Source organism: Nocardioides sp. JCM 18998, assembly GCF_055391535.1.
In genome coordinates this window covers 1462514-1486607 of the sequence record NZ_AP043886.1, presented here as the reverse complement: position 1 = coordinate 1486607, position 24094 = coordinate 1462514, and the positions used below count along the sequence as shown (strand labels likewise).

At 70.1% G+C, this 24094-nt stretch carries 23 protein-coding genes; 12 read left to right on the top strand and 11 right to left on the bottom strand.

The genetic code is table 11. From position 1 onward, the window contains the following. Positions 1-3: 3 nt before the first annotated feature. The gene (locus ACZ5L9_RS07070; RefSeq protein WP_464535533.1) at positions 4-1491 is read right to left on the bottom strand and encodes a CCA tRNA nucleotidyltransferase; all 1488 of its coding nucleotides are present in this window, start codon (positions 1489-1491) and stop codon (positions 4-6) included. Between the two features lie 50 nt (positions 1492-1541). Here ACZ5L9_RS07070 and ACZ5L9_RS07065 point away from each other — a divergent pair, with 50 nt between their 5' ends. From ACZ5L9_RS07065 to trxA, 5 genes are all read left to right on the top strand, one after another. Next, positions 1542-3800, top strand: a complete 2259-nt coding sequence (locus ACZ5L9_RS07065; protein ID WP_464535531.1) for a DUF6049 family protein — start codon at positions 1542-1544, stop codon at positions 3798-3800. Further along, complete coding sequence (gene murJ, locus ACZ5L9_RS07060; protein WP_464535528.1) at positions 3797-5449, top strand: murein biosynthesis integral membrane protein MurJ; 1653 nt, start codon at positions 3797-3799, stop codon at positions 5447-5449. Before ACZ5L9_RS07065 ends, murJ begins: the two co-directional genes overlap by 4 nt. A gap of 36 nt (positions 5450-5485) precedes the next feature. Then, complete coding sequence (locus ACZ5L9_RS07055; RefSeq protein ID WP_464535526.1) at positions 5486-7441, top strand: hypothetical protein; 1956 nt, start codon at positions 5486-5488, stop codon at positions 7439-7441. A gap of 72 nt (positions 7442-7513) precedes the next feature. Continuing rightward, positions 7514-8512: a thioredoxin-disulfide reductase gene (gene trxB / locus ACZ5L9_RS07050; RefSeq protein WP_464535524.1), complete on the top strand. Its 999-nt coding sequence runs from the start codon at positions 7514-7516 to the stop codon at positions 8510-8512. An 81-nt stretch (positions 8513-8593) separates the two neighbouring features. Further along, positions 8594-8923 carry a thioredoxin gene (gene trxA, locus ACZ5L9_RS07045; protein WP_464535521.1) on the top strand — a complete coding sequence of 110 codons (330 nt, stop codon included), beginning with the start codon at positions 8594-8596 and terminating at the stop codon, positions 8921-8923. A 310-nt stretch (positions 8924-9233) separates the two neighbouring features. On the opposite strand, the gene ACZ5L9_RS07040 is transcribed toward trxA, so the two are convergent. After that, complete coding sequence (locus ACZ5L9_RS07040; RefSeq protein WP_464535519.1) at positions 9234-9746, bottom strand: hypothetical protein; 513 nt, start codon at positions 9744-9746, stop codon at positions 9234-9236. 86 nt (positions 9747-9832) lie between these two features. Here ACZ5L9_RS07040 and ACZ5L9_RS07035 point away from each other — a divergent pair, with 86 nt between their 5' ends. After that, positions 9833-11152: an aminotransferase-like domain-containing protein gene (locus ACZ5L9_RS07035; RefSeq protein ID WP_464535517.1), complete on the top strand. Its 1320-nt coding sequence runs from the start codon at positions 9833-9835 to the stop codon at positions 11150-11152. 426 nt (positions 11153-11578) lie between these two features. Here the strand turns inward: ACZ5L9_RS07035 and ACZ5L9_RS07030 are convergent, their stop codons facing one another. From ACZ5L9_RS07030 to rpmH, 8 genes are all read right to left on the bottom strand, one after another. After that, positions 11579-12622, bottom strand: a complete 1044-nt coding sequence (locus ACZ5L9_RS07030) for a ParB/RepB/Spo0J family partition protein (protein WP_464535515.1) — start codon at positions 12620-12622, stop codon at positions 11579-11581. Then, on the bottom strand, positions 12619-13518 hold the full coding sequence (locus tag ACZ5L9_RS07025; protein WP_464535513.1) for a ParA family protein: 900 nt from the start codon (positions 13516-13518) through the stop codon (positions 12619-12621). The genes ACZ5L9_RS07030 and ACZ5L9_RS07025 overlap by 4 nt, the downstream gene beginning before the upstream one ends. Positions 13519-13718: 200 nt before the next feature. Continuing rightward, positions 13719-14471, bottom strand: coding sequence for a 16S rRNA (guanine(527)-N(7))-methyltransferase RsmG (gene rsmG / locus ACZ5L9_RS07020; RefSeq protein WP_464535510.1), 753 nt, complete (start codon positions 14469-14471; stop codon positions 13719-13721). 4 nt (positions 14472-14475) lie between these two features. Beyond that, positions 14476-14982, bottom strand: a complete 507-nt coding sequence (locus ACZ5L9_RS07015; RefSeq protein ID WP_464535508.1) for a Jag family protein — start codon at positions 14980-14982, stop codon at positions 14476-14478. Positions 14983-15005: 23 nt separating this feature from the next. After that, the gene (yidC, locus tag ACZ5L9_RS07010; RefSeq protein WP_464535506.1) at positions 15006-15962 is read right to left on the bottom strand and encodes a membrane protein insertase YidC; all 957 of its coding nucleotides are present in this window, start codon (positions 15960-15962) and stop codon (positions 15006-15008) included. A gap of 22 nt (positions 15963-15984) precedes the next feature. Beyond that, entirely contained in the window at positions 15985-16230 is a 246-nt protein-coding gene (yidD, locus tag ACZ5L9_RS07005) for a membrane protein insertion efficiency factor YidD (RefSeq protein WP_464535504.1), read from the bottom strand. After that, positions 16227-16562: a ribonuclease P protein component gene (gene rnpA, locus ACZ5L9_RS07000; protein ID WP_464535502.1), complete on the bottom strand. Its 336-nt coding sequence runs from the start codon at positions 16560-16562 to the stop codon at positions 16227-16229. The genes yidD and rnpA overlap by 4 nt, the downstream gene beginning before the upstream one ends. A 21-nt stretch (positions 16563-16583) precedes the next feature. Beyond that, positions 16584-16721 carry a 50S ribosomal protein L34 gene (rpmH, locus tag ACZ5L9_RS06995; RefSeq protein WP_225286692.1) on the bottom strand — a complete coding sequence of 46 codons (138 nt, stop codon included), beginning with the start codon at positions 16719-16721 and terminating at the stop codon, positions 16584-16586. Between the two features lie 433 nt (positions 16722-17154). Between rpmH and dnaA the strand changes: the two genes are divergently transcribed. Next, positions 17155-18621 (top strand): chromosomal replication initiator protein DnaA, encoded by a 1467-nt coding sequence (dnaA, locus tag ACZ5L9_RS06990; protein ID WP_464535499.1) that lies wholly within the window; start codon positions 17155-17157, stop codon positions 18619-18621. Positions 18622-18639: 18 nt separating this feature from the next. Here the strand turns inward: dnaA and ACZ5L9_RS06985 are convergent, their stop codons facing one another. Continuing rightward, a complete protein-coding gene (locus ACZ5L9_RS06985; protein ID WP_464535497.1) occupies positions 18640-19086 on the bottom strand; it encodes a MarR family winged helix-turn-helix transcriptional regulator in 447 nt (148 codons plus the stop codon). A 56-nt stretch (positions 19087-19142) separates the two neighbouring features. Here ACZ5L9_RS06985 and ACZ5L9_RS06980 point away from each other — a divergent pair, with 56 nt between their 5' ends. From ACZ5L9_RS06980 to ACZ5L9_RS06960, 5 genes are all read left to right on the top strand, one after another. Then, complete coding sequence (locus tag ACZ5L9_RS06980) at positions 19143-19562, top strand: organic hydroperoxide resistance protein (protein ID WP_464535495.1); 420 nt, start codon at positions 19143-19145, stop codon at positions 19560-19562. A 425-nt stretch (positions 19563-19987) separates the two neighbouring features. Continuing rightward, positions 19988-21127 carry a DNA polymerase III subunit beta gene (gene dnaN / locus ACZ5L9_RS06975; protein WP_464535493.1) on the top strand — a complete coding sequence of 380 codons (1140 nt, stop codon included), beginning with the start codon at positions 19988-19990 and terminating at the stop codon, positions 21125-21127. A gap of 81 nt (positions 21128-21208) precedes the next feature. Then, positions 21209-22099 carry a phosphogluconate dehydrogenase (NAD(+)-dependent, decarboxylating) gene (gnd, locus tag ACZ5L9_RS06970; protein ID WP_464535491.1) on the top strand — a complete coding sequence of 297 codons (891 nt, stop codon included), beginning with the start codon at positions 21209-21211 and terminating at the stop codon, positions 22097-22099. Between the two features lie 121 nt (positions 22100-22220). Further along, positions 22221-23399 carry a DNA replication/repair protein RecF gene (recF, locus tag ACZ5L9_RS06965; protein WP_464535489.1) on the top strand — a complete coding sequence of 393 codons (1179 nt, stop codon included), beginning with the start codon at positions 22221-22223 and terminating at the stop codon, positions 23397-23399. After that, complete coding sequence (locus ACZ5L9_RS06960; RefSeq protein WP_464535487.1) at positions 23389-24033, top strand: DciA family protein; 645 nt, start codon at positions 23389-23391, stop codon at positions 24031-24033. The genes recF and ACZ5L9_RS06960 overlap by 11 nt, the downstream gene beginning before the upstream one ends. Positions 24034-24094 lie beyond the last annotated feature (61 nt).

The following is a 24094-nucleotide window of genomic DNA, read 5'->3' as shown; positions in this document are numbered from 1 at the left end:
GGATCAGCCGCGCGCGGCCCACCAGGCCCGCAGGCGCGTCGTCGCGTCCTCCTCGGAGAGCACACCCTCGTCCATCCGCAGCTCGAGCAGGAACCTGTACGCCTCGCCGACCTCGCGCCCCGGGTTCAGCCCCAGCAGCGCCATGATCTGGTCGCCGTTGAGCGCCGGGCGCATGGCCGAGAGCTCCTCCTCCTCGGCCAGCCGGGCGATCCGCTCCTCGAGCGCGTCGTAGGTACGGGCGAGCCGCTCGGCCTTCTTGCGGTTGCGGGTGGTGCAGTCCGCGCGGGTGAGGATGTGCAGCCGCTCGAGCTGGTCGCCGGCGTCGCGGACGTAGCGGCGTACGGCGGCATCGGTCCACTCACCGGTGCCGTAGCCGTGGAACCGCAGGTGCAGCTCGATGAGCTGGCAGACCGCGTCGATCTCGTCGTTGGAGAAGCGCAGCTCCTTCATCCGCTTGCGCGCGATCTTGGCGCCGACCACGTCGTGGTGGTGGAACGTGACCACGCCGCCCTCGACGAAGCGGCGCGTGCGCGGCTTGCCCACGTCGTGCATCAGCGCCGCGAAGCGGCTGACGAAGTCCGGGCCCTCGGAGACACCGGCGGACAGCCGCGGCTCCAGGTCGATCGCCTGCTCCAGCACGGTGAGGCTGTGCTCGAAGACGTCCTTGTGCCGGTGGTGCTCGTCGCTCTCCAGCTTCAGCGCGGGCAGCTCGGGCAGCACGATGTCAGCGATCCCGGTCTCCACCAGGAGCACCAGTCCGAGCCGCGGCGACGGCGCGCAGACCAGCTTCACCAGCTCGTCGCGCACCCGCTCGGCGGAGATGATCGAGATCCGCGCGGCCATGTCCGTCATCGCGGCCACGACCGTCGGGTCGACCGAGAAGCCGAGCTGGGCGGCGAACCGCGCGGCCCGCATCATCCGCAGCGGGTCGTCGGAGAAGGACATCTCCGGGGCACCCGGTGTGCGCAGCACGCCGTGCGCGAGGTCGACGACACCGCCGTACGGGTCCTCGACCTGGCGCTCCACGCCACCGGGCCCGGCCAGGCGTACGGCCATCGCGTTGACGGTGAAGTCGCGTCGCCCGAGGTCGCCGGCGAGGTTGTCGCCGTACTCGACGATCGGCTTGCGCGAGTCGGGGTCGTAGGCCTCGGAGCGGTAGGTGGTGATCTCGACGTCCCAGCCACCCTGGTCCTTGGGTGCCCGGGCGCCGATCGTGCCGAACTCGCGGCCCATGTCCCACGTCGCCCTCGACCAGGTCTTGAGCAGCCGCTCGGTCTCGTCGGGGCGCGCGGAGGTGGTGAAGTCGAGGTCGTTGACCGGTCGGCCGAGCATCGCGTCGCGCACCGGGCCGCCGACCAGGGCCAGCTCGTGGCCGGCGCTCGCGAAGAGCTCGCTCAGCGGCACCAGCACGGGGGCGAGCCGGTCCAGCTCGGCGTCGACCCGGCGCTGCACCTCGACGATGGAGAGCGGGACGAAGGAGCTGTCGGACATGGGGCCACAGTTTAGGTGTCCCTCACAGGACGGCCGATATCCTCAGCCGCATGCCTTCTCGCCGTACCGTCCCTGCGTGGGCGTCGGCGACGACCGCACTGGCCCTTCTCCTGGGTGCGTTGAGCGCCCTCGTCGCGCTCCCGATGAGCCCAGCCTCCGCCACGATGCACCGGGCCGGCGACACCCAGGCGACGAGCGACACGGACCCGCTCAGCGTCACGATCGACAGCCTCACGCCCTCGACCCTGAAGAGCGACACCGAGCACGGCACGGTACGGGTGGCGGGCACCGTCACCAACGACGACGACCAGGCCTGGCAGGCGCTCAACGTCTACGCGTTCATCGGCAGCACGCCCCTGACCACCGAGACCGAGCTGACCGAGGCATCGATCTCCGATCCCACCGCGCAGGTGGGCGAGCGGATCACCACCTTCGGCGAGTTCGCCACCCTGCCCGACCTCGCGCCCGGCGCCAGCGCCTCCTTCGAGCTGGCGATCCCGCGCGCCGACCTGCACGGCGACAGCTTCGGACCGGTCACCGAGCCCGGCGTCTACTGGTTCGGCGTACAGGTGCTCGGCACCAGCGCCGACGGCGCCCGCGACGAGTACGCCGACGGGCGCGCGCGCACCTTCCTGCCGCTCGTCGCCCGGCCCACGCACGTCACGCCGGTGCCCGCCGCGCTGGTGGTGCCGCTGCGCCAGCGGGTGCTGCGCCAGCCCGATGGCAGCATCGCCGCCGTCGCCCGCTGGGCCCGCCAGCTCTCGCCCGGCGGGCGGCTCTGGGACCTCCTCGACTTCGCCGGCGGCCGGCAGGTCTCCTGGCTGGTCGACCCGGCGCTCATCGATGCGGTGGAGCAGCTCGCGGCCGGCAACCCGGCCCGCAGCATCGCCCCCACCGACGGCACCGGCTCCGACGGTGACGACAGCGGCGACGGGCAGACCCCGTCGCCGGCCGCCTCCGGCACCAGCGCCACCGCGCCGGCGCTCGCACTGTCGCAGCGGGTCGCGACCAGCACGCCGAGCGGCACCACCGAGACCGCCGACCCGGCCGCGGCGACCGAGCCGGCGAAGGCCTGGCTGGCGCATCTGCTGCCGACGCTCAACCAGAGCCCGGCGGTCTACACGCTCCCGTACGGCGACCTCGACCTCTCCGCGACCGCTCGCCACGACGCCGACCTCTACGCCGTCGCCCGCGAGCGCGGCCAGGCGGTCCTCGCCGCCCTGGGCATCAGCGCGCTGCCGCTCGACGTCCCGACCAGCGGCTACCTCCAGCCCGATGCGCTCCGGCTCGGCGCCTCCACCACACCGCTCCTGCTGAGCGACCGAGCGCTGAGCGGCACCGTCCCGCCGGCCGCCACCATCGAGGGCCGTACGGTCTTCACGACCTCCTCGCTCGTCGCCGCCGGCGGCCCGCCGCCCGGTCACCAGCGCAGCCCGATCGCGGTGCGCCAGGAGCTGCTCGCCCAGGCCTCGATGCGGATCGCGACCGACGAGCCGATCCTGGCGGTGCTGCCCGCGGACTGGGTGTCGGGAACCGACGGCGCCGGCTTCTTCACCGGCCTCGACCAGCCGTGGCTCGACCTGACCACCGTGTCGGGTGCCGTCTCCACCGCGGTCGCGCAGGACGTCGACACCAGCCGGCTGCACTACCCCGACGCCGAGAAGGAGGCCGAGCTCCCGGCCGAGGTCTTCGGGGCGGTCACGGCGCTGCAGGCCTCGGGCGAGAAGCTGCAGAGCGTGCTCCCGCACAACGACCAGGTGGCCACCGACGTGCTCGACGACGCCCTGACCAGCGCCTCCTACACCGCGCGGGGCGCCGCTGGTGCCGCGGGCACCGCCGCCGACCGCAGCCGTGACGCGATCGACGCCCAGCTCCGCTCGATCACGGTCGAGGGCCCGCCGTCGGTGACGCTCTCCAGCGATCAGGGCAAGTTCAACGCCACCGTCATCAACGGCCTCGACCAGCCCGTCCAGGTGCGGGTCAAGGCGGTCTCCGACGGCGACCTCACCATCTCCGGCCCCAACCGCCTGGTGATCCCCGCCAACGGCCACACCGGCGTACTCCTCACCGCGCACGCGCACACCAACGGCGTCCACAACGTCGCGCTCCAGCTCAACACGCTGGACGGCAAGCCGCTCGGCTCGGAGGTCACCTTCCCGATCCGTACCGCCGAGGTCAGCCGGATCATCTGGCTCTTCATCGGCGGGGGGCTCGGACTGCTCTTCGCCGCGATCGTGGTGCGGCTGGTCCGCCGGATCCGCAACCGCGCCGTCGGCGCCGAGACGGTGGAGGCGGTGGAGGGCCCGTGAGCGGCAAGCGCGCGGCCGTGCCGGCCCGCCGAGCGGCACGGCGCTCCCGGAGCGGATCGCTGGCCAGCGCCAGCGCCGTGATGGCGGTCGGCACGCTCTTCTCCCGCCTCAGCGGCTTCGTGCGCGCGGCACTGCTCGCCGCCGCGATCGGATCGATCGGCCGGGCCGACGTCTTCAACGTCGCCAACACGATCCCCAACATGCTCTACATCCTGCTGGCCGGCGGCGTCTTCAACGCCGTGCTCGTCCCGCAGCTGGTCCGCGCGATCAAGCAGGACCCGGACGGCGGGCAGGCGTACACCCAGCGCATCGTCACGCTCGCGACCATCTTCCTCGCCGCCGTCACGGTGGTGCTGGTGGCCGCGGCGCCGCTGCTGATCCGGCTCTACTTCCACCACCACACCGAGGCCGAGACCCAGAGCGCGATCACGTTCGCGCGCTACTGCCTGCCGCAGGTCTTCTTCTACGGCATGTTCGTGCTGCTCGGGCAGGTGCTCAACGCGCACCGCAGCTTCGGCCCGATGATGTGGGCGCCGATCGCCAACAACGTCGTCTCCGTCGCCGTGCTGGTCTTCTACATCGCCTACTTCGGCACCGCCGGCACGGGCGACTACAGCCGCGGCGAGGAGCTGCTGCTCGGCCTCGGCTCGACGGCCGGCATCGCGCTGCAGTTCCTGGTGCTGGTGCCGTACCTGCGGGCGATCGGCTTCCGGTTCCGGCCACGCTTCGACTTCCGCAACACCGGCCTGAGCCACACCCTCAGCCTGGGCATCTGGACCGTCCTGTTCGTGATCGTCAACCAGGCCGCGTACATCGTCGTGACGGGCCTCGCCACCACCGGATCCGGCCGCAACGGCTCCGGCTACACGATCTACTCCAACGCCTTCCTGCTCACCCAGGTGCCGCACTCGATCGTCACCGTCTCGCTGGCCACCGCGGTCCTGCCGACGCTGTCGGCCCGGGTGGTCGCGCTCGACCCGCGAGGCTTCGCGTACGGCGTCGCGCGCACGCTGCGCTCCTCGATCGCGATCGTGCTCCCCTTCGCCGCCCTGCTCCCGGTGCTCTCCACCGACCTGGCCCACATGCTCTTCGGCTTCGGCGCCTCGGTGGACCAGTACACGAAGTACGGCCCCACGATCGCGGTCTTCGGGCCCGGCCTGGTCTTCTTCACCTTGCAGTACGTCCTGCTGCGCGGCTTCTACGCCCTCGAGCGCAACAAGACCGTCTTCTGGATGCAGTGCCTGGTGGCGGCGGTCAACGTCGTGGCCGCGATCCTGCTGGTCAAGAACGTCTCCCCCGAGCACACCGCGCCGGCGCTCGCCGCCGCCTGGGGCCTGGCGTACTTCGTCGGCTCGATCAACGCCTACACCCGCCTCAACCGGCGCATCGGGCCGCTGCGCACCGATCTGCTGGTCCGGTTCCTGATCCGGATGCTGCTGCTCACCGCCGTCGCGACCACGGTGGCCTGGCTGGTCGGACGCGGCTTCGACCAGGTGTGGCCCGACCGGACGTGGCTGATGGCCGCGATCAAGACCGCCGTCGTCGGCGGACTCGACCTGGGCCTGATCTTCCTCGGCGCCCGGCTGCTGCGGATCACCGAGCTGACCGGGTTCGTGTCGGCACTGGCCGCGCGCCTGCGCCGCTCGTGACACGCCCGCGACACCCGGCCTCGCTAGTCTCAGGTCATGAGTATGCATCGGCCAGGTGACGTCCTCGCGGGGCGCTATCGGCTGGCCGACCTGCTCAGCGAGTCCGACCACGGCCGCTTCTGGCTCGCGCACGACAGCATCCTCGGTCGCCCGGTCGCTGTCCACGTCCTCGACGCCGACGACCCGCGCGCTCCGCGGCTGATGACCGCCGCCCGCGCCTCGGCCTCCATCGCCGACCAGCGCCTGCTGCGCGTCTTGGACGCCGAGTCCCGCGAGGGCATCTCGTACGTCGTCAGCGAGTGGGGCCGCGGCACCTCCCTCGACATCCTGCTCGCCCGCTCCGGCCCGCTCGCCGCCACCCACGCCGCCTGGGTGACGGCGCAGGTCGCCGCCGCGCTCGCGCGGGCCCACGGCTACGGGTACGCCCACGGGCGACTCACCCCGGAGAGCGTCCTCATCGACGAGGGCGGTGGGGTGCGGATCGTCGGCTTCGCCGTCGACGCCGCTCTCTACGGCGAGGCGCCGGGATCCGCGGCCGACGACGACACCGCCCTGGCGGGGATCCTGATGGCCGGGCTCACCGGCACCTGGCCGGGCGCCACGCCGTCGGCCGTACCCGCGACGCCGCTCGACGGCAGTCACCCGATGCGCCCGCGGCAGGTCCGGGCGGGCGTCCCGCGGCTGCTCGACGACCTCTGCGACGCCGGCCTCAACGCCGGCGCCCGCGGCCGGCACTCCTCGCCGGAGGTCGACGCGCGCTACCTGCACGACCGGCTGATGGAGTTCGTCGGCGAGCCGCCGGACCTCAGCGAGCTGCCCGACGAGAACGGCGGCCGGATCCGGGCCGACACCGGCCCCCTGGCGACCATGGACTACCCGAACGGGCCCGACGCGACGAGCATCGCTCCCGCGCCGGGCCAGACTCCGGGCCAGACTCCGGGTCCCACGCCGGGCCAGACTCCGGGCCAGACTCCGGGCCACACCGGCCCGGTCCGGCCGGGCACCGATCTGGCGACCGGCCAGCAGACCCAGATCTCACCGATCGCCGCACCCCGGGGCGACAGCGGGACGGACGACGGGGCCGACGACGGGGCCGACGACGGGGCCGACGACGGTGCCGACGATGGGGACGCGACCCAGCACGGCATCCCGTCCTTCGAGGACGACGACAGCTGGCACCGGCCCCGTGACGTCCCCGCCCCGCCTCCGCCGCCGCTGGAGCCGCCGGCCCCGAAGCCGCTGTTCGCCGACGAGGACCGCGTCCCGCGCGCCACTCCGGCCTCCTCGCCCGCGACACCGAGCGACCCCGCCGGCTACTGGCCGTGGCTCGACGACGCTCCCCGCACCGGCGCCCACCGGGTCCCGCCCCCGGAGGACGACGGGCCGCCGCCCAGCCGATGGCTCCCCTTCGCCGTCGGCCTGGTGGTACTGCTGCTCGTCGTCGCCGTAGCGCTGATCGTGCACGAGGCGACCGGCGACAACCCCGAGCAGCCCACGGCCTCCGGCAGCGCCACCCGCACCGCGACCCCCGTCAACCCGATCACCGGCGTCACCGCCACCGACTACGACCCCTTCGGCGACCCGCAGACCGAGAACCCCGAGCAGGCGAAGAACGCCGTCGACGGCAAGGCCTCCACGGTGTGGCAGACCAACACGTACAACGCTCAGCTCGGCGACGCGCCGCCGGCGCTCAAGAGCGGTGTCGGCCTGGTCCTCGACCTCAAGCGCACCTATGCCGTGGACACCGCGACCATCACGGTCGCCGGCGGCGACACCGGCGTCTCCTTCTACGTCACCGACACGAAGCCTGCATCGCCGAACGGCCTCACGCCGGTCGCCCGCGCCACCATCACCTCGCCCGCGCAGAAGGTCTCGCTGAAGAACGCACGCGGCCGCTACGTCGTCGTCTGGCTCACCTCGCTGCCCCACACCGACGGTGGCTACCGCGGCGCCGTGGCGGAGGTCGGCCTCACCGGCGCCCACGTGGGCTGACGACGTACGGGCAGGGAATCTTTGTCGCCTACGATCGGTTCTCGAAGCGTCACCGATCCAGGGAGTCCATCCATGACCAGCTCGCCGACCGAGCCCCGCAACGTCATCATCATCGGCTCCGGCCCGGCGGGCTACACCGCCGCCGTCTACGCCGCGCGCGCCGAGCTCAAGCCGCTCATCTTCGAGGGCTCGGTGACCGCCGGCGGCGCGCTGATGAACACCACCGAGGTGGAGAACTTCCCTGGCTTCCGCGACGGCATCATGGGTCCGGAGCTGATGGACAACATGCGCGCGCAGGCCGAGCGCTTCGGCGCCGAGCTCATCCCCGACGACATCGTCGAGGTCGACCTCTCCGGTGAGGTGAAGGTCGTGAAGACCGCCACCGAGACGCACTACGCCAAGGCCGTGATCCTCGCGATGGGCTCGGGCTACCGCAAGCTCGGTCTGCCCCGCGAGGAGGAGCTGTCGGGGCGCGGCGTCTCGTGGTGCGCCACCTGCGACGGCTTCTTCTTCCGCCAGAAGCCGATCGTGGTCGTCGGCGGCGGCGACTCCGCCGTCGAGGAAGCCACCTTCCTCACCCGCTTCGGCTCGAAGGTGACCCTGCTGGTGCGCCGCGACGAGCTGCGTGCCTCCAAGATCATGCAGGAGCGCGCCTTCAACGACCCCAAGCTCGAGATCAAGTGGAACTCCGCGATCGAGTCGTTCAACGGGGCCGACTCGGTCGAGTCGCTCACGATCGTCGACACGGTCACCGGCGAGAAGAGCGACCTCGAGGCCTCCGGCGTCTTCATCGCGATCGGCCACGACCCGCGCTCCGAGGTCGTCAAGGGCCAGGTCGAGCTCGACGCCGAGGGCTACGTCGTCACGGGTCACCAGGTGACCACGGCCACCGGCGGCGCTGTGGCCGGTACGGCGACCAACATCTCGGGTGTCTTCGCGTGCGGCGACCTGGTCGACCACACGTACCGCCAGGCGATCACCGCCGCGGGCTCCGGCTGCGCCGCCGCCCTCGACGCCGAGCGCTTCCTGGCCGACATCGAGCACCACGCCGCGGCCCTCGCCGGCGCCTGATGGGCGGTGCGGGAACAGATTCCGCACGCTCCCTGTTCTTCCCTCAGACTTCATCGCAACATCTCAACGAAGGGTGAGCCCATGGCTGACAACATCTCCGCTGTGACCGACGCCGAGTTCGACGCCACGGTCCTCAAGTCCGACAAGCCCGTCCTGGTGGACTTCTGGGCCGAGTGGTGCGGTCCGTGCCGCCAGGTCGCCCCGATCCTCGACGAGATCGCCGGCGAGCACGGTGACAAGGTCACCTTCCTCAAGATGAACGTCGACGAGAACCCGGTGACCCCGTCGAACTACCGCGTGACCGGCATCCCGACCATCAACGTCTACCAGAACGGTGAGGTCGTGAAGTCGATCGTCGGCGCGAAGCCGAAGGCCGCCCTGCTCAACGAGCTCGCCGCCTTCATCGGCTGATCAGCCCAGCTCGACCAACGAGCGGCCCGCACCTCGGTGCGGGCCGTTCGTGCATCTCGGCGTGACGCGACGCCGAACGGGGCGAGCGCGGTGGGGCTCCCCGCAGGGCGACGGGGCGGTGAGGAACGAGCCGTCACGTCGACTGGAGCGTGTCCCATTCGTGCTCGTGTCCGGGCGGCGCCGCGGCGCGACTCAGGGAGCACGCCGTACCGGAGCAGGCGTCGGCTCCCTCCCCGGCCGGGGGGGTAACACGATGTTCGGTGGGGGTAGCAGCCTGTTGCGTCGCGCTGCTACCTCAGTGGACATCGTGTTACCCCTCGTGGCGCGGACTCAGGGAGCACGCCGCACCGGAGCAGGCGTCGGCTCGGGACGCCGCGGCCGTACGACGCCCATCACCCGCTCCCATGCCACATCCCGCCAGGTGATCGCGCTCGACAGATCCATCCGCAGCCGCGGCGCGGTGGCGTGCGCGCGATGCGTCTTGAAGCCCACCCGCGCCAGGAACTCCGCCGGCGCCGCACAGCGCGGCCCGGTGAGCCCGCTCAGCGGGCCGACGTCGCCGAAGGCCTCGATGGGCGGTGGGGAACGCGGAGGAGCCGGGGACGAAGCGCTCCGGAACGTAGATCAGGTAGCCGACCACGCGGTCGTCGACCACCGCGACCCGTCCGCAGGAGCCCCACTCGCGCAGCACCTCGCTGAGCCAGGCCTCCTTCACGGCCGTCCGCTCGTCCGCCGGGACCCGCTCACGACGGACCGGATCGAGCTCCCAGAACAGGCAGGAGCGGCACGGAGCGGCCAGCTCGGCGAGCCGATCCAGTGTCAAGGGGACGACTTTGCGTGACATCTCACTCCGCGAGGGCGGACTCCGGTGATGCGAAGGCGTGTGACATCCTTCATGCTAGAACGATCATGGACACTTCCCCCACCACGCGCAGCAGCAACCGCCTCGATCCCTACGTCGACCGCTATGCCGCGCGCACGGCTGGGATGACGCAGTCCGAGATCCGAGCACTCTTCGCCGTGGCGTCCCGTCCTGAGGTCGTGTCGCTCGCCGGCGGCATGCCGAACATCTCCGGCCTGCCCCTCGACGTCGTCGGAGGCGCCATCGACAGCGTCGTCCGCGACCATGGCACCGTCGCGATGCAGTACGGCTCGGGCCAGGGCATGATCGAGCTGCGCGAGCAGATCACCGACGTGATGCGGCTCGAGGGCATCGAGGCCCATCCCGACGATGTCGTCGTCACGGTCGGCTCGCAGCAGGCCGTCGACCTGGTGACCCGCATCTTCTGCGACCCGGGCGACGTCATCATCTGCGAGGCGCCCTCGTACGTCGGTGCTCTCGGTGTCTTCAAGTCCTACCAGTGCGACGTCGTGCACGCCGAGATGGACGCCGACGGCCTGATCCCCGACGCCCTCCGTGCCGCGATCGCGGCGACGCGCGCGGCCGGCAAGAAGATCAAGTTCCTCTACACGATCCCCAACTTCCACAACCCGGCCGGCGTGACGATGTCGCTGGAGCGCCGTCACGAGATCGTCCGGATCTGCGAGGAGGAGGGCGTCCTCATCCTCGAGGACAACCCGTACGGCCTGCTCGGCTTCGACGGCGACCCGATGCCGGCGCTGCGCTCGATCAGCAGCGACAACATCATCTACCTGGGCTCGTTCTCCAAGACCTTCGCGCCGGGCTTCCGGGTGGGCTGGGCCCTCGCGCCGCACACCGTCCGCGAGAAGCTGGTGCTCGCCCAAGAGAGCGCGACGCTGTGCCCGCCACAGTTCAGCCAGATGGCGATCGCCGCCTATCTCGCGCAGAGCGACTGGCAGGGCCAGATCAAGAGCTTCCGCGAGATGTACCGCGAGCGCCGCGATGCGATGATCAGTGCGCTCAACGACATGATGCCCGCGGGCTGTCACTGGAACGTCCCCGCCGGCGGCTTCTACGTCTGGATGACACTCCCCCAGGGCGTCAACGCCAAGGCGATGCTGCCGCGCGCCGTGACCGCCCGGGTCGCCTACGTCCCGGGCACGGCATTCTTCGCCGACGGCTTCGGCTCTTCCTCGATGCGGCTCTCGTTCTGCTACCCGACGCCCGAGCGGATCCGCGAGGGCGTACGCCGCCTGGCCGGTGTCATCGAGGAGGAGATGGAGCTGCGCAACACGTTCGGCGCCACCACTCCCCTCGACACCCTGCCGATGGGCGGCAACGAGACGCCGAGCACCGACACCCAGTGACGCCGTACGTCATACGCTCCGAGCCCACCGGCGGAGCGGAACGTATGACGTTCCGAGGTCCTTAAGGCGCCGAAAGGGCCCCGATTCTGAGGAATCGGGGCCCTTTCGCGATTTCGGCACCTCGCTCAGAATCGCTCTCACAGAACTTCTGAAGCGACGTTTCCCGTGAAACACCGGGCGCCAGCCGAAGTGTGGACTTCCCCGCGACCACCCACTGCGCACTTCGCGCTCCGAACGGCTTCGAGACTCGCTGCTCACGCCTCAACCAGCGCCGGGGCTGAAGCGCGAGGAGCGCCGGCGACGGACCCTCGCAACCTCCGGCCCGAGCGACCGGCTTGCCGCGAGCCTCGCGGCCCGCGGGGCTGCCATGCTCGTGGCGCTTGAACCTCGGGCGACCCGGTCAATTGTCGACTTATCGCTTTATCTCTAGATCACTTTATCGTTCCGATTGCGCGGGTCCATGATCTCGACGATCCGCTGCAGGTCCTCGAGAGTCGCGAACTCGACGGTGATCTTGCCCTTCGCGCGGCCCATGTCGACCTTCACGCTCGTCTCCAGGCGATCGGCCAGGCGATCGGCGAAGACGTTGAGCTCAGGGGCCGGGCCCTTGAGGCGGGCGGAGCGACGCTTGGGCTGCTGCTCGCCGTCGATCTCGCGCAGGGCGACGATCTCCTCCAGGCCGCGCACGCTGATCCCCTCGGCGACCACCCGCTGCGCCAGCTGGTCCTGCGTCGCGGCGTCGCCGACGCCGAGCAGCGATCGGGCGTGACCGGCCGACAGCACGCCGGCGGCGACACGACGCTGGACGGCCGGGCTCAGCTTGAGCAGGCGCAGGGTGTTGCTGATCTGCGGGCGGGAGCGGCCGATGCGCGTGGCCAGCTCGTCATGGGTGCAGCCGAAGTCCTCCAGCAGCTGCTGGTAGGCGGCCGCCTCCTCGAGCGGGTTCAGCTGCGAGCGGTGCAGGTTCTCCAGGAGTGCGTCCCGGAGCATGTCGGTGTCCTCGGTCTCCCGGACGATCGCGGGGATCGTCGAGAGTCCGGCGCGCTGGCTGGCGCGGAAGCGCCGCTCACCCATGACCAGCTCGAACTCGTCACCGACCTGGCGGACGACGACGGGCTGCAGGACGCCGATCTCCCGCACGGAATGGACCAGCTCGTCCATCGCCTCCTCGTCGAAGACGCTGCGGGGCTGGACGTGGTTGGGCCGGATCGACGTGAGCGGCAGCTCGGCGAAGTAGGCGCCCTCGACCGGCCTCAGACCCGAATCTTCGATCTGAGCGCCTCGGGCGACCTCGGCGGGGCCCAGGTCCGGCGACGTTCCGTTCGTCGATCCTGGGGCAAAGTCCGCATCCCGGACATCGGGGTTGCGCTGAGCATCCGCTTCCCGATCCGCGACGGCGACGGGCGGAGCGGTCGGAATCAGCGAGCCCAGTCCGCGTCCCAGACCTCGCTTCGGTGCCGGCTTGCTCACGCCTCGATTCCCTTCCCTGCGATCTCACGAGCCGCCTCGAGGTAGCTCAACGCACCCGGCGAGCCCGGGTCGTAGGTCATCACCGTCTGGCCGTACGACGGCGCCTCCGAGACGCGCACCGAGCGCGGGATGAACGTCTTCAGCACCTGGTCGCCGAAGTGTCCGCGGACCTCGTCCGCGACACCGGCGGCGAGGCGCGTACGAGCGTCGTACATGGTGATGAGGATCGTGGAGACGGCGAGCTCGGGGTTGAGGTGAGCGCGCACCATGTCGACGGTCTTGAGGAGCTGGCCGAGACCCTCGAGGGCGTAGTACTCCGCCTGGATCGGGATCAGCATCTCCGCACCCGCGACCAACGCGTTCAGGGTGAGCAGACCCAGCGACGGCGGGCAGTCGATGAGGACGTAGTCCCACCGCTCCTCCCCGACCGACGCATCGCCGACGCGACCGCTGCCGATCAGCGCCTTCTTCAGCCGACCCTCACGTGCCACCACGCTGACCAGCTCGATCTCGGCACCGGCGAGGTCGATCGTCGCCGGGACGACCTCGACGGTTGGGAGCTCCGGGCATGCCCGGACGACGTCGTTGAGCGCGACGTCGTCGACCAACAGCTCGTACGTGCCAGGAGTGCCCTGGAAGTGGTCCACGGACAGCGCCGTGGAGGCGTTGCCCTGCGGGTCGAGGTCGACCACCAGGACGCGCTGCCCGAGCTGGGCGAGACCGGCGGCGAGGTTGACCGTGGAGGTGGTCTTGCCGACGCCGCCCTTCTGATTGGCCACCACCATGACGCGCGTCGACGTCGGCCGTGGCATCGGCGGCCGTGCCTGCGACTGCTGCCGCGCGAGGATGGTGTTCTCGGTGGCCCGGGCCAGCGGGGTCTCGTCGTCGGCGATCACCTCGGCGAAATCGGCGAGGTCCGCCGCGGTTCGGACGCGATATCCACCGGCTCCGGTTTCACGTGAAACATCGCTGTCGCCCTGTGGAGAACCGGGGTCGTTCTGTGGATTGTCACGCTCAGACACCTGGTCAGACCCGGTGGAAAACTCTGGGGACGCCGACACTGCACGCTCCGACTCGTCGTTGCTGATGCCCTCGGTCACGTGTTCTTCCTCCGCTTCGTACGGGCCTTCTTGCTGCCGCTCTGACTGGCTCCTTGACGGCGCCGTGCCGCGACAGGCAGAGACGTCGAACCTACCGTGGTGGGATCAGCCCACGCCACTCGCACGGCCAGCGTCGTCTCATCGAGCAGTCCTTCGCCGAGGGTGCTCACGGTGGGCTCGGCGCAGCCGAATTCGGAGAGTACATCGCGCGCCTCATCGATCTCCGTGGCGATCGAGGAGCCCTTCATCGCGACCAACGCACCCTGTGCATCTACCAGCGGCATGGACCACTGCAGCAACCGCCCCAACGGGGCGACCGCGCGGGAGGTGACGACATCGAAGGTGCGCTTCCCGTGCAGGAGATCGGCGCGACCGCGGACGACCTCGACGTTGTCGAGATCCAGCTGCGCGACCACCTCACTGAGGAAGGTCGTCCTGCGCAGCAGCGGCTCGATCAGGGTCATCCGCAGGTCAGGCCGATGGATCGCCAGCATCAGGCCGGGCAGGCCGGCACCGGACCCGATGTCGGCGACGGCCGAGCCCTCGGGGAGCAGGTCGCCCAGGACGGCGCAGTTGAGCAGATGGCGATCCCACAGGCGGGGCGCCTCGCGGGGACCGATCAGCCCGCGGTCGACGCCAGCCGTCGCGAGTAGCTCGGCGTACGCCTCGGCGAGGGGGAGTCGGTCAGAACGAAACACCCTCCGCGCCACGGCGGGCACGGAGGGTGTTTCACGTGAAACGTCGTTCATCGAATCAGGCCGGAAGCACCACGACGTAGCGCCGGGGCTCGGCGCCCTCGGACTCCGAGGTGAGGCCGGCGGCGGCGACGGCGTCGTGGACGACCTTCCGCTCGAACGGCGACATCGGCTTGAGGGAGACCGAGGCACCGGACTCCTTCACCTGCGCGACGGTCTCGGCGGCGAGCGCCTCGAGCGTCGAGCGACGGTTCGCGCGGAAGCCCGACACGTCGAGCATCAGCCGAGAGCGCTCGCCGGTCTCGCGATAGACCGCGAGGCGGGTCAGCTCCTGCAGAGCGTCGAGCACCTCGCCATGCTGCCCCACCAGCTGGGCCAGGTCGGCACCGACGATGGAGACCGCCGCACGGTCGCCCTCCACGTCCATGTCCAGGTCGCCGTCGAGATCGGCGATGTCCAGCAGCTCCTCGAGGTAATCGGCGGCGATGTCGCCCTCACGCTCGAGCTGCTTGATCCGGTCGGCCTCGTTGGGGGCCACCTTGGTCTCCTCGGTCACTCCATGCATCCCTTCTCGGGGGTCGGTCAGCACTACTTGCTCTTGCGCTGGCTGCGGGTCTGCTTCTTCGGCTGCTGGCGGGCAGCCGGGCGCCGGTCGGCCTCAGGGGCGGTCGTCGGGGCCGCCTCCGTCGTCTCGACAGGGGGCACCACGCCACCGTGGCGGGCGGCCTTGCGGGCGGCCTTCTCGCGATCGCGCTCGATCTTCGCCTTCTCCGCCGGCGTGCCGGGAGCCGGGCTGTTGCGGATCACGTAGAACTGCTGGCCCATGGTCCACAGGTTCGAGGTCGTCCAGTAGAGCATCGCCGCGATCGGGAAGGCGATACCGGAGATCGCGAAGACGAAGGGGAGGACGTAGAGCAGGATCTTCTGCTGCTGGGCGTACTGGCCCTGCATCGCCTCGGCGGGCATGTTCTTCGCCATCAGCTGGCGCTGCGTGAAGAAGGTGGTCGCACACATCGCGATGACGAGGACGGCCGCCAGGATGCGGACGGAGATGTCGTCGGTGCCGTTGAACGTGTCGGCCAGGCGGGCGCCGAAGATCTTGGCGTTGGCGAAGCTGTGGACGTCCGAGGCGGAGAGCACACCGCTCGCCTCGTCGTGGGCCGCCTTGTTCACGATCCGGAAGAGCACCAGGAAGATCGGCATCTGGATGAGCAGCGGCAGGCAGGACGCGAACGGGTTCGTGCCCGTGTCCTTGTAGAGCTTCATCGTCTCCTGGGCGAGACGCTCGCGGTCGTGCCCGTACTTCTTCTGCAGCTCCTTCACCTTGGGCTGGATCAGCTGCATGTTGCGCGACGACTTGATCTGCTTCACGAAGAGCGGGATCAGCAGCGCGCGGATGGTGACGGTGAGGCCGACGATCGCCAGCACCCAGGACCACCCGTTGTCGGGGGAGAGGACCAGGGTGATGGCTCGGTGCCAGAACAGCAGGATGGCGGAGATCACCCAGTACAGCGGTGTTGCGATGGTGCCGAGGAAATCGCCCACGGATCAGGCTCCTTGTATCGAGTTAGCCCGCGAAGTGGCGGGAAGAAGGGGTGGTGCGCTCCGGCACCGGGTCGTAGCCGCCGGCCGCCCAGGGGTGGCAGCGGCCGAGCCGGCGCGCAGCGAGCCAGGAGCCGCGCAGGGCGCCATGGCGCTCGACCGCCTGCAGCGCGTACGCCGAGCACGACGGGTGATACCGGCACACCTGCCCGTAGAGCGGGCTGATCAGCAGCCGGTAGGCCTTCAACAGACCGATCAGAACGAGCTTCACGACATCACCCGTTGCACACAACGGCCGAGATCGGCGCTCAGTTCCTCGAAGGTGGCCTCAGCGGCCGCAGGATTCGCGCGTACGACGAGCACAGCAGAGCCCGGGAGGTCGGTGATGATCTCCCGGGCGATGTGCCGGAGGCGTCGCTTCACGCGGTTGCGGATCACAGCCGGGCCGACGGCCTTGCTGACCACGAAACCGACACGAGCCGGATCCGGCCCGCCGTCGTGCCACAGGTGCACGACCAGACGGGACGTTCCGGCTCGGCGCCCCTGACGCACCGCGACCCGGAACGAGTCCGGGTCGGTCAATCGGTGCGCGCGGGACAGCACGGCTGGTCAGCCGGGCCGACCTCAGACCGCGAGTTCCTTGCGGCCCTTGCGGCGACGCGCGTTCAGGATCGCGCGGCCAGCGCGGGTGCGCATGCGCAGGCGGAAGCCGTGCGTCTTGGCGCGACGACGGTTGTTCGGCTGGTACGTACGCTTGCTCACGAGCTCAGTCTCTTTCGCTTAGGTATCAGGGCCTTCGCACAGCACAAAGGCTTGTGCGAGCGACCGGTTAACGGTACGCGTTGGCGAGAAGCAGGGTCAAACCCGCGCGACTTCTACCCGAAACCACATCGATGTGGTTAGCCCGGACCTGTGGATGACGGGTTGCCCCTGCGCGACGCCCGGCGTTAGGTTCGGCGTCTACCGAGGTTCCCCGCCAACGGCCGGCGACCACGTCTTGGGGGATGGTTGCGGCAGACGATTTCTGCCAATCACCTCTCATGACCTGCTGAAACAGGTCGAAAGACAGTCGCGGCGACGTGTCTTGGTGGGCTTTTTCCACAGGACCAGACCACGGTTCACAACTTGTGGATAGAGCTGTGGACGGACGACAACAGACGACGAGTGAGAGCACTCACGCGGAAGGTGGACAGCAGTGGAGACGCCCTCCGACGCAGGACAGCAGGACGAGCTGAACCTGGCGTGGAAGCGCATCGTCGCCGATCTGCAGCCGAGCCAGCGCGCCTGGCTCTCGGCCTGTGTCCCGGAGGCGATGCACGGCACCACCGTGCTGGTCGCCGTGCCGAACGACTTCACCCGCAACCAGCTCGAGGGCCGATTGCGGCCCGAGCTCGAGGACGCGCTGTCGAACGCCTTCGCCCAGGAGATGCGGATCGCCGCGATCGTGAAGCCGGAACTCGAGGACCTTCCCCCCGAGCCGGCGGCAGCGCCGGCGGTCGAGCCGACCCCCGTGGTCGTCGAAAAGCAGATCAATACACATATCGATATGTCGACAAACAGCGGGGGAGTGACGCTCCCGCCGCCGCGGCACGAGGCGCCGTCCGCACCCGAGCGCGCCACCGGAGAGAGCCGACTCAACCCGAAGTACACGTTCGAGACGTTCGTCATCGGATCGTCCAACCGCTTCCCGCACGCGGCCGCCGTCGCCGTGGCCGAGGCACCCGGGCGGGCGTACAACCCGCTGCTCGTCTACGGCGAATCCGGTCTGGGCAAGACGCACCTGCTGCATGCGATCGGCCACTACGTCCGCAGCCTCTACAACGGCGCGAAGGTCCGCTACGTGAGCTCGGAGGAGTTCACCAACGAGTTCATCAACGCGATCCGCGATGACCGGCAGGACCGGTTCAAGCGGAAGTACCGCGACATCGACGTGCTGCTGATCGACGACATCCAGTTCCTGGAGGGCAAGACCCAGACCCAGGAGGAGTTCTTCCACACGTTCAACACGCTGCACAACGCGAACAAGCAGATCGTGCTGACCTCCGACCGCGCGCCCAAGCGGCTCGAGGCTCTCGAGGACCGGCTGCGCAACCGGTTCGAGTGGGGCCTCATCACCGACGTGCAGCCGCCGGACATCGAGACCCGCATCGCCATCCTCCGCAAGAAGGCGGCGATGGAGCGGCTCAAGGCGCCGGCCGACGTGCTGGAGTTCATCGCCAGCAAGATCCAGACGAACATCCGCGAGCTCGAGGGCGCGCTGATCCGGGTGACGGCCTTCGCCAACCTCAATCGCCAGGAGGTCGACATGACCCTGGCCGAGATCGTGCTGAAGGACCTCATCCCCGAGGGCGGCGACCCGGAGATCACCGCGGCCCTCATTATCGGGCAGACCGCTGCCTACTTCGGCCTCGACATCGGCGAGCTCACCGGCCCGTCCCGAGGCCGGCACCTCGTGATGGCGCGTCAGATCGCGATGTACCTGTGCCGTGAGCTGACCGACGACTCGCTGCCGAAGATCGGCAAGCACTTCGGTGGTCGCGACCACACCACGGTGATGTACGCCGAGCGCAAGATCAACCAGCTGCTCAAGGAGCGGCGTGCGGTCTTCAACCAGGTGTCCGAGCTGACCAACCGCGTGAAGATGCAGGCCCGCCAGGGCTGAGCGAGGCGCCCGGTGGCGTCAGTCGCCGGTCTGGTCGAGGTTGGTGATCAGCGCGTTGAGCTGATCGCGCAGGCCGATCGCCTCGGGGACGCTGACCTTCATCGCGGCCAGGAGCCGCTCCGGGATCTCGGCGAGCCGCTGCTCCAGGGCCCAGCCGGCATCGCTCAGCTCGATCAGCACGCGGCGCTCGTCCTCGGGGTCGCGCTCGCGACGTACGAGACCGGCCGTCTCGAGCCGCTTGAGCAAGGGCGTCAGCGTTCCGGAGTCGAGTCGCAACTCGGCGCCCAGGTCGCCCACCGACGTCGGCTGCTCGCGCTCCATCAGCACGAGCACCACGAGGTACTGGGGATAGGTCAGCCCGGTGCCCTCGAGCAGCTCGGCATACCTCCTGGTGACCGCCCTGGTGGCGGCGTAGAGCGGGAAGCAGAGCTGGGCGTCGAGCTTGAGCTGCGGATAGCCGGTCATAACGACGCCGATCCTACCTCTTGCGTTATTAGATTGCGCGCAATATGGTCGTGGACATGACAACTCCCATGTACACCGCATCGGCCGCCTCGACCGGAGACGCCCGCAACGGCCACGTCCAGTCCACCGACGGACTCCTGGACCTCGACGTCCGCATGCCGAAGGAGATGGGTGGCGCCGGCGGCGCGACCAACCCCGAGCAGCTCTTCGCCGCCGGGTACGCCGCCTGCTTCCACTCCGCCCTCAAGATGGTCGCCGGCCGGGCCCAGGCCGACACCACCGACTCCGAGGTCGTCGCCGACGTCTCGATCGGGGACAACGGCCAGGGTGGCTTCGGCCTCTCCGTGCAGCTCGAGATCAGCCTCCCTAACGTGGACGCCGCGACCGCCCAGGAGCTGGCCGAGCAGGCCCACCAGGTGTGCCCGTACTCCAACGCGACCCGCGGCAACATCGAGGTCACGCTCACCCTCGCGTGAGGTGCGTTCGACGGGATCCGTGCACCGGCGTACGACAGGATCCGCGGCCCGGAGCCTGTGGACAACCACCCGTCGAACAAATGAATTACACCGTGGTGAGATGCGGGGCGGCCGCGGGCCGCACCACAACAACTTGTGTTCCCCCACAGCCGACCTCGTGTCTCCCCAGCCGACTGCACAACCCCTGTGAGTTGTGATTGCTCCGCGCGACCTGCGGAAACGCCGTTCCTCCACAGTTTCCACCGACGCTATTACTCACTCGGAACTACAGACATGCCGATCACTCGTCGAACCCCTCCTGGGCCCCGACCTGTGGATCACGCCTCACCCGGCGAGCGGGCGGGATCCCCGGCCCTGACGCGCTCACCCCCGGCATGGCAGGATGCAGTTCCCAAGCAAGCCAACCTCGCAAGGACTGGTCAGAAGTGAAGTTCCGCGTCGACCGCGACGTGTTCGCGGATGCCGTCGCCTGGGCTGCCCGCAGCCTTCCGGTCCGGCCCAGCAGCCCCGTTCTCTCCGGCCTTCTCATCGAGGCGAGCAGCGAGGGGCTCATGCTCTCGACCTTCGACTACGAGACCTCGGCCCGCGCCACGCTCAGCGCCGACGTCGTCGAGGACGGCAAGACGCTCGTCAGCGGCCGGATGCTCGCCGACATCAGTCGTGCCCTGCCCTCCGGCAAGCAGATCGACTTCGCCATCGACGGTGCCCGCGTCTCGCTGACGTGCGGCTCCGCCCGCTTCACCCTGCAGACCATGCCGGTCGACGAGTACCCGACGCTGCCCGAGATGCCGACGGCGACCGGCACCGTCGACAGCGCCGAGTTCGCCAAGGCGGTCACGCAGGCCGTCACCGCCGCCGGCAAGGACGACATGCTGCCCGTGCTGACCGGCGTCCGGATCGAGATCGAGGGCTCCACGATCTCGCTCCTGGCCACGGACCGCTTCCGACTCTCGCTGCGCGAGCTGTCCTGGAACCCGCGTACGCCCGACGAGACCGTCGCGGCCCTGGTGCCGGCGAAGGTGCTCGCCGAGACCGCCAAATCGCTGACCAGCGGCTCCGAGGTCTCGATCGCGCTCTCCTCCTCCGGCACCGGCGAGGGCATCATCGGCTTCGAGGGCGCGGCCGCCGGCGGCGTGCGCCGTACGACCACGCGTCTTCTCGACGGCGAGTTCCCGAAGGTGCGCAGCCTCTTCCCGAACGAGCACCTCACCACGGCGGTCGTCGACCGCAAGGAGCTGATCGACTCCGTCAAGCGCGTGGCGCTGGTCGCCGAGCGCAACACCGCCGTCCAGATGGCCTTCGCCGACGGCCAGCTCACCCTCGACGCCGGCTCGGGCGACGAGGCACAGGCCTCCGAGGCCATCGAGGCCGCCGTCAACGGCGACGACCTCACGACCGGCTTCAACCCGCAGTTCCTGCTCGACGGCCTGACCGCCCTCGAGCAGGACACCGTCGAGCTCGCGTTCACCCAGGCCTCCAAGCCCGTGGTGATCAGCGGTCGCGACGAGGAATCCACCGCACTCGGCTTCCGCTACCTGCTGATGCCGCGCCGCCTGCTTTCCTGACCCGCGGCTGTTTCCCCAGCCACCCGCCTCCCTGGTTTGCTGGGGGAAGAGCGCTCCCCGACTCTCGAGAGGAAAAGTTCCATGGACATCGGACTCATCGGCCTGGGCAAGATGGGCGGCAACATGCGCACCCGCCTGCGCAACGCCGGCCACACGGTCGTCGGCTACGACCGCAACCAGGAGATCTCCGACGTGGCCTCGCTCGCCGAGATGGTCGAGGCGCTGCCCTCGCCCAAGGTGGTCTGGGTGATGGTCCCGGCCGGCGACCCGACCCACTCCACGATCGCCGAGCTCAAGGAGCTCCTCAGCGAGGGCGACCTCGTCGTCGACGGCGGCAACTCCAAGTACACCGATGACGCGGCCAACGCCGCCTCGCTGGCCGAGAAGGGCATCGGATTCGTCGACTGCGGCGTCTCCGGCGGCGTCTGGGGCCTGCAGAACGGCTACGCCCTGATGTACGGCGGCAAGTCCACCGACGCCGAGAAGGTCATGCCGGCCCTGCAGGCGCTGAAGCCCGAGGGCACCGAGGACGGCCTGGTCCACTGCGGCGAGACGCCCGGCGCGGGCCACTTCGCCAAGATGGTCCACAACGGCATCGAGTACGCGATGATGCAGGCCTATGCCGAGGGCTGGGAGCTGCTCGACAAGGTCGACATCGTGGACAACGTCCCGGAGATCTTCGCCTCGTGGCGCACCGGCACGGTCGTCCGCTCGTGGCTGCTCGACCTGCTGGTCGACGGCATCCGCGCCGACGAGCACCTGGACAAGATCCGCGGCTACGCCGAGGACAGCGGCGAGGGCCGCTGGACCGTCGAGGCCGCCATCAACAACGCCGTCCCCATGCCGGCCATCTCTGCGTCCCTGTTCGCCCGCTTCGTCTCCCGCCAGGACGACAGCCCGGCGATGAAGGCGATCGCGGCGATGCGCAACGGCTTCGGCGGCCACGCCGTCATCTCGGAGTCCGAGGCCTGATCGTCCGCCACGTCCGCGCGACCCCGGCCTGATCGGGGTCGCGGGGACGACGTCGGCCGCGCGGCACCATAAGGTTCTCTGGTGCCGGCGGTCGCCGGGACAGGCGAGGAGGAGGGGCCGGGTGTACGTCTCGCACCTCTCCCTGCACGACTTCCGCTCCTACCCGGGCGTCGAGGTCCCGCTCGAGGCGGGCGTGACCGCGTTCGTGGGACGCAACGGCCAGGGCAAGACCAACCTCATCGAGGCGATCGACTACCTGTCACGACTGCAGTCGCACCGAGTCGCCTCGGACGCGCCGCTGGTGCGCGCGGGCGCCGATCAGGCGGTGGTACGGGCCGCGGTGGTCCGCGACGGCCGCACCGCCACACTCGAGATCGAGATCAACCCCGGTCGCGCCAACAAGGCCCGGATCAACCGCTCGCCGCTCCCCCGTACGCGTGAGCTGGTCGGCATCGTCCGCACCGTCGTTTTCGCCCCCGACGACCTGTCCCTGGTCAAGGGCGATCCGTCCGACCGGCGCCGCTTCCTCGACGACCTGCTGGTGCTCCGCTCCCCCAGGCTCGCCGGCGTGCGCGCCGACTACGACCGGGTGCTCAAGCAGCGCAACTCGCTGCTGAAGTCCGGGCGATCGGGCGGACGCCGCGCCCCCGACGACTACGTGCTCTCCACCCTTGCCGTCTGGGACGACCACCTTGCCCGGACCGGCGCGGAGATCCTCGCCGAACGGCTGGCTCTGGTGGAGGCGCTGCGCCCCTACCTGGGCAAGGCGTACGAGACCGTCGCACGCGGTGCCACCCGCGAGGACGCGCGGATCGAGTACCGCCCGAGCTTCGAGCTCCTCGACCCGGAGACCGGAGTGCGGGCGGTGACGTCCGAGGGACTGGAGAGGGCGCTGCTCGGTGAGCTGGCCCGGCGCCAGCGCGACGAGCTCGATCGCGGCGTCTCGCTGGTCGGCCCGCACCGCGACGACCTGCTCTGCACCCTGAGCCATGGTGGTGGGCACGCCGGCGGGGAGCCGTTGCCGGTCAAGGGGTACGCCTCCCACGGCGAGTCCTGGTCGTTCGCGCTCGCGATGCGACTGGCCTCGTACGACCTGCTGCGCGCCGACGGCGACGACCCGATCCTCATCCTCGACGACGTGTTCGCCGAGCTCGATGCCGAGCGCCGCGAGCAGCTGGCCTCCCTCGTCGCCGGCGCCGAGCAGGTGCTGGTCACCGCGGCGGTGGCCGAGGACGTGCCGAAGGCGCTGGAGGGCGCCCGCTACCGGGTCGCCGGGGGCGAGGTGACCCGTGAGCAGTGACGACGCAGAGCCGGAGCGCGAGGCCGCGCCGGTCTCGACAGGCTCGACCTCCGGGTCCACCTCTGGGTCCACCTCTGGGCCCACCTCTGGGCCCACCTCTGGGCCGACCCCGGAGGCGCCCGAGCACGACCCCGACGGCCTCGACCTGGCCCGCGCCTTCACCCGGGCGGTCGCCCGCATCGGCGGCAAGCCCGCCCGTCGCCGCTCCACCGGTGCGGACAGCAAGTGGCGCCCGCGCACCGGCAAGGGCCGGGTCTCAGGCGCGCACCCCGACGAGCGCGACCCGCAGCTGCTCGATGCGACCCTGAAGCGGCTGGTCGGCGACCACGGCTGGGACCTGTCGCTGCGCGTGCACGGGGTCTTCGGGCGCTGGCCCGCGATCGTCGGCGATGAGATCGCCCAGCACTGCCAGCCCGAGTCGTTCGCGGACGGCAGGCTGGTCGTCCGGACCGACTCCACGGCATGGGCCACGCAGCTGCGGCTGCTCGCCCCGACCCTCGTCAAGCGGCTCAACGAGGAGCTCGGCCACGGCACCGTCACCGTCATCGAGGTGCTCGGTCCGAACGTTCCGACGTGGAAGAAGGGCCCGCGCTCGGTCCGTGGTGGACGGGGCCCGCGCGACACCTACGGGTGAGGGCCGTCAGCGGTCCGGATCTGGCGATCTGACGGCCGTCGAGAGGTATAGGGCCTCAGGC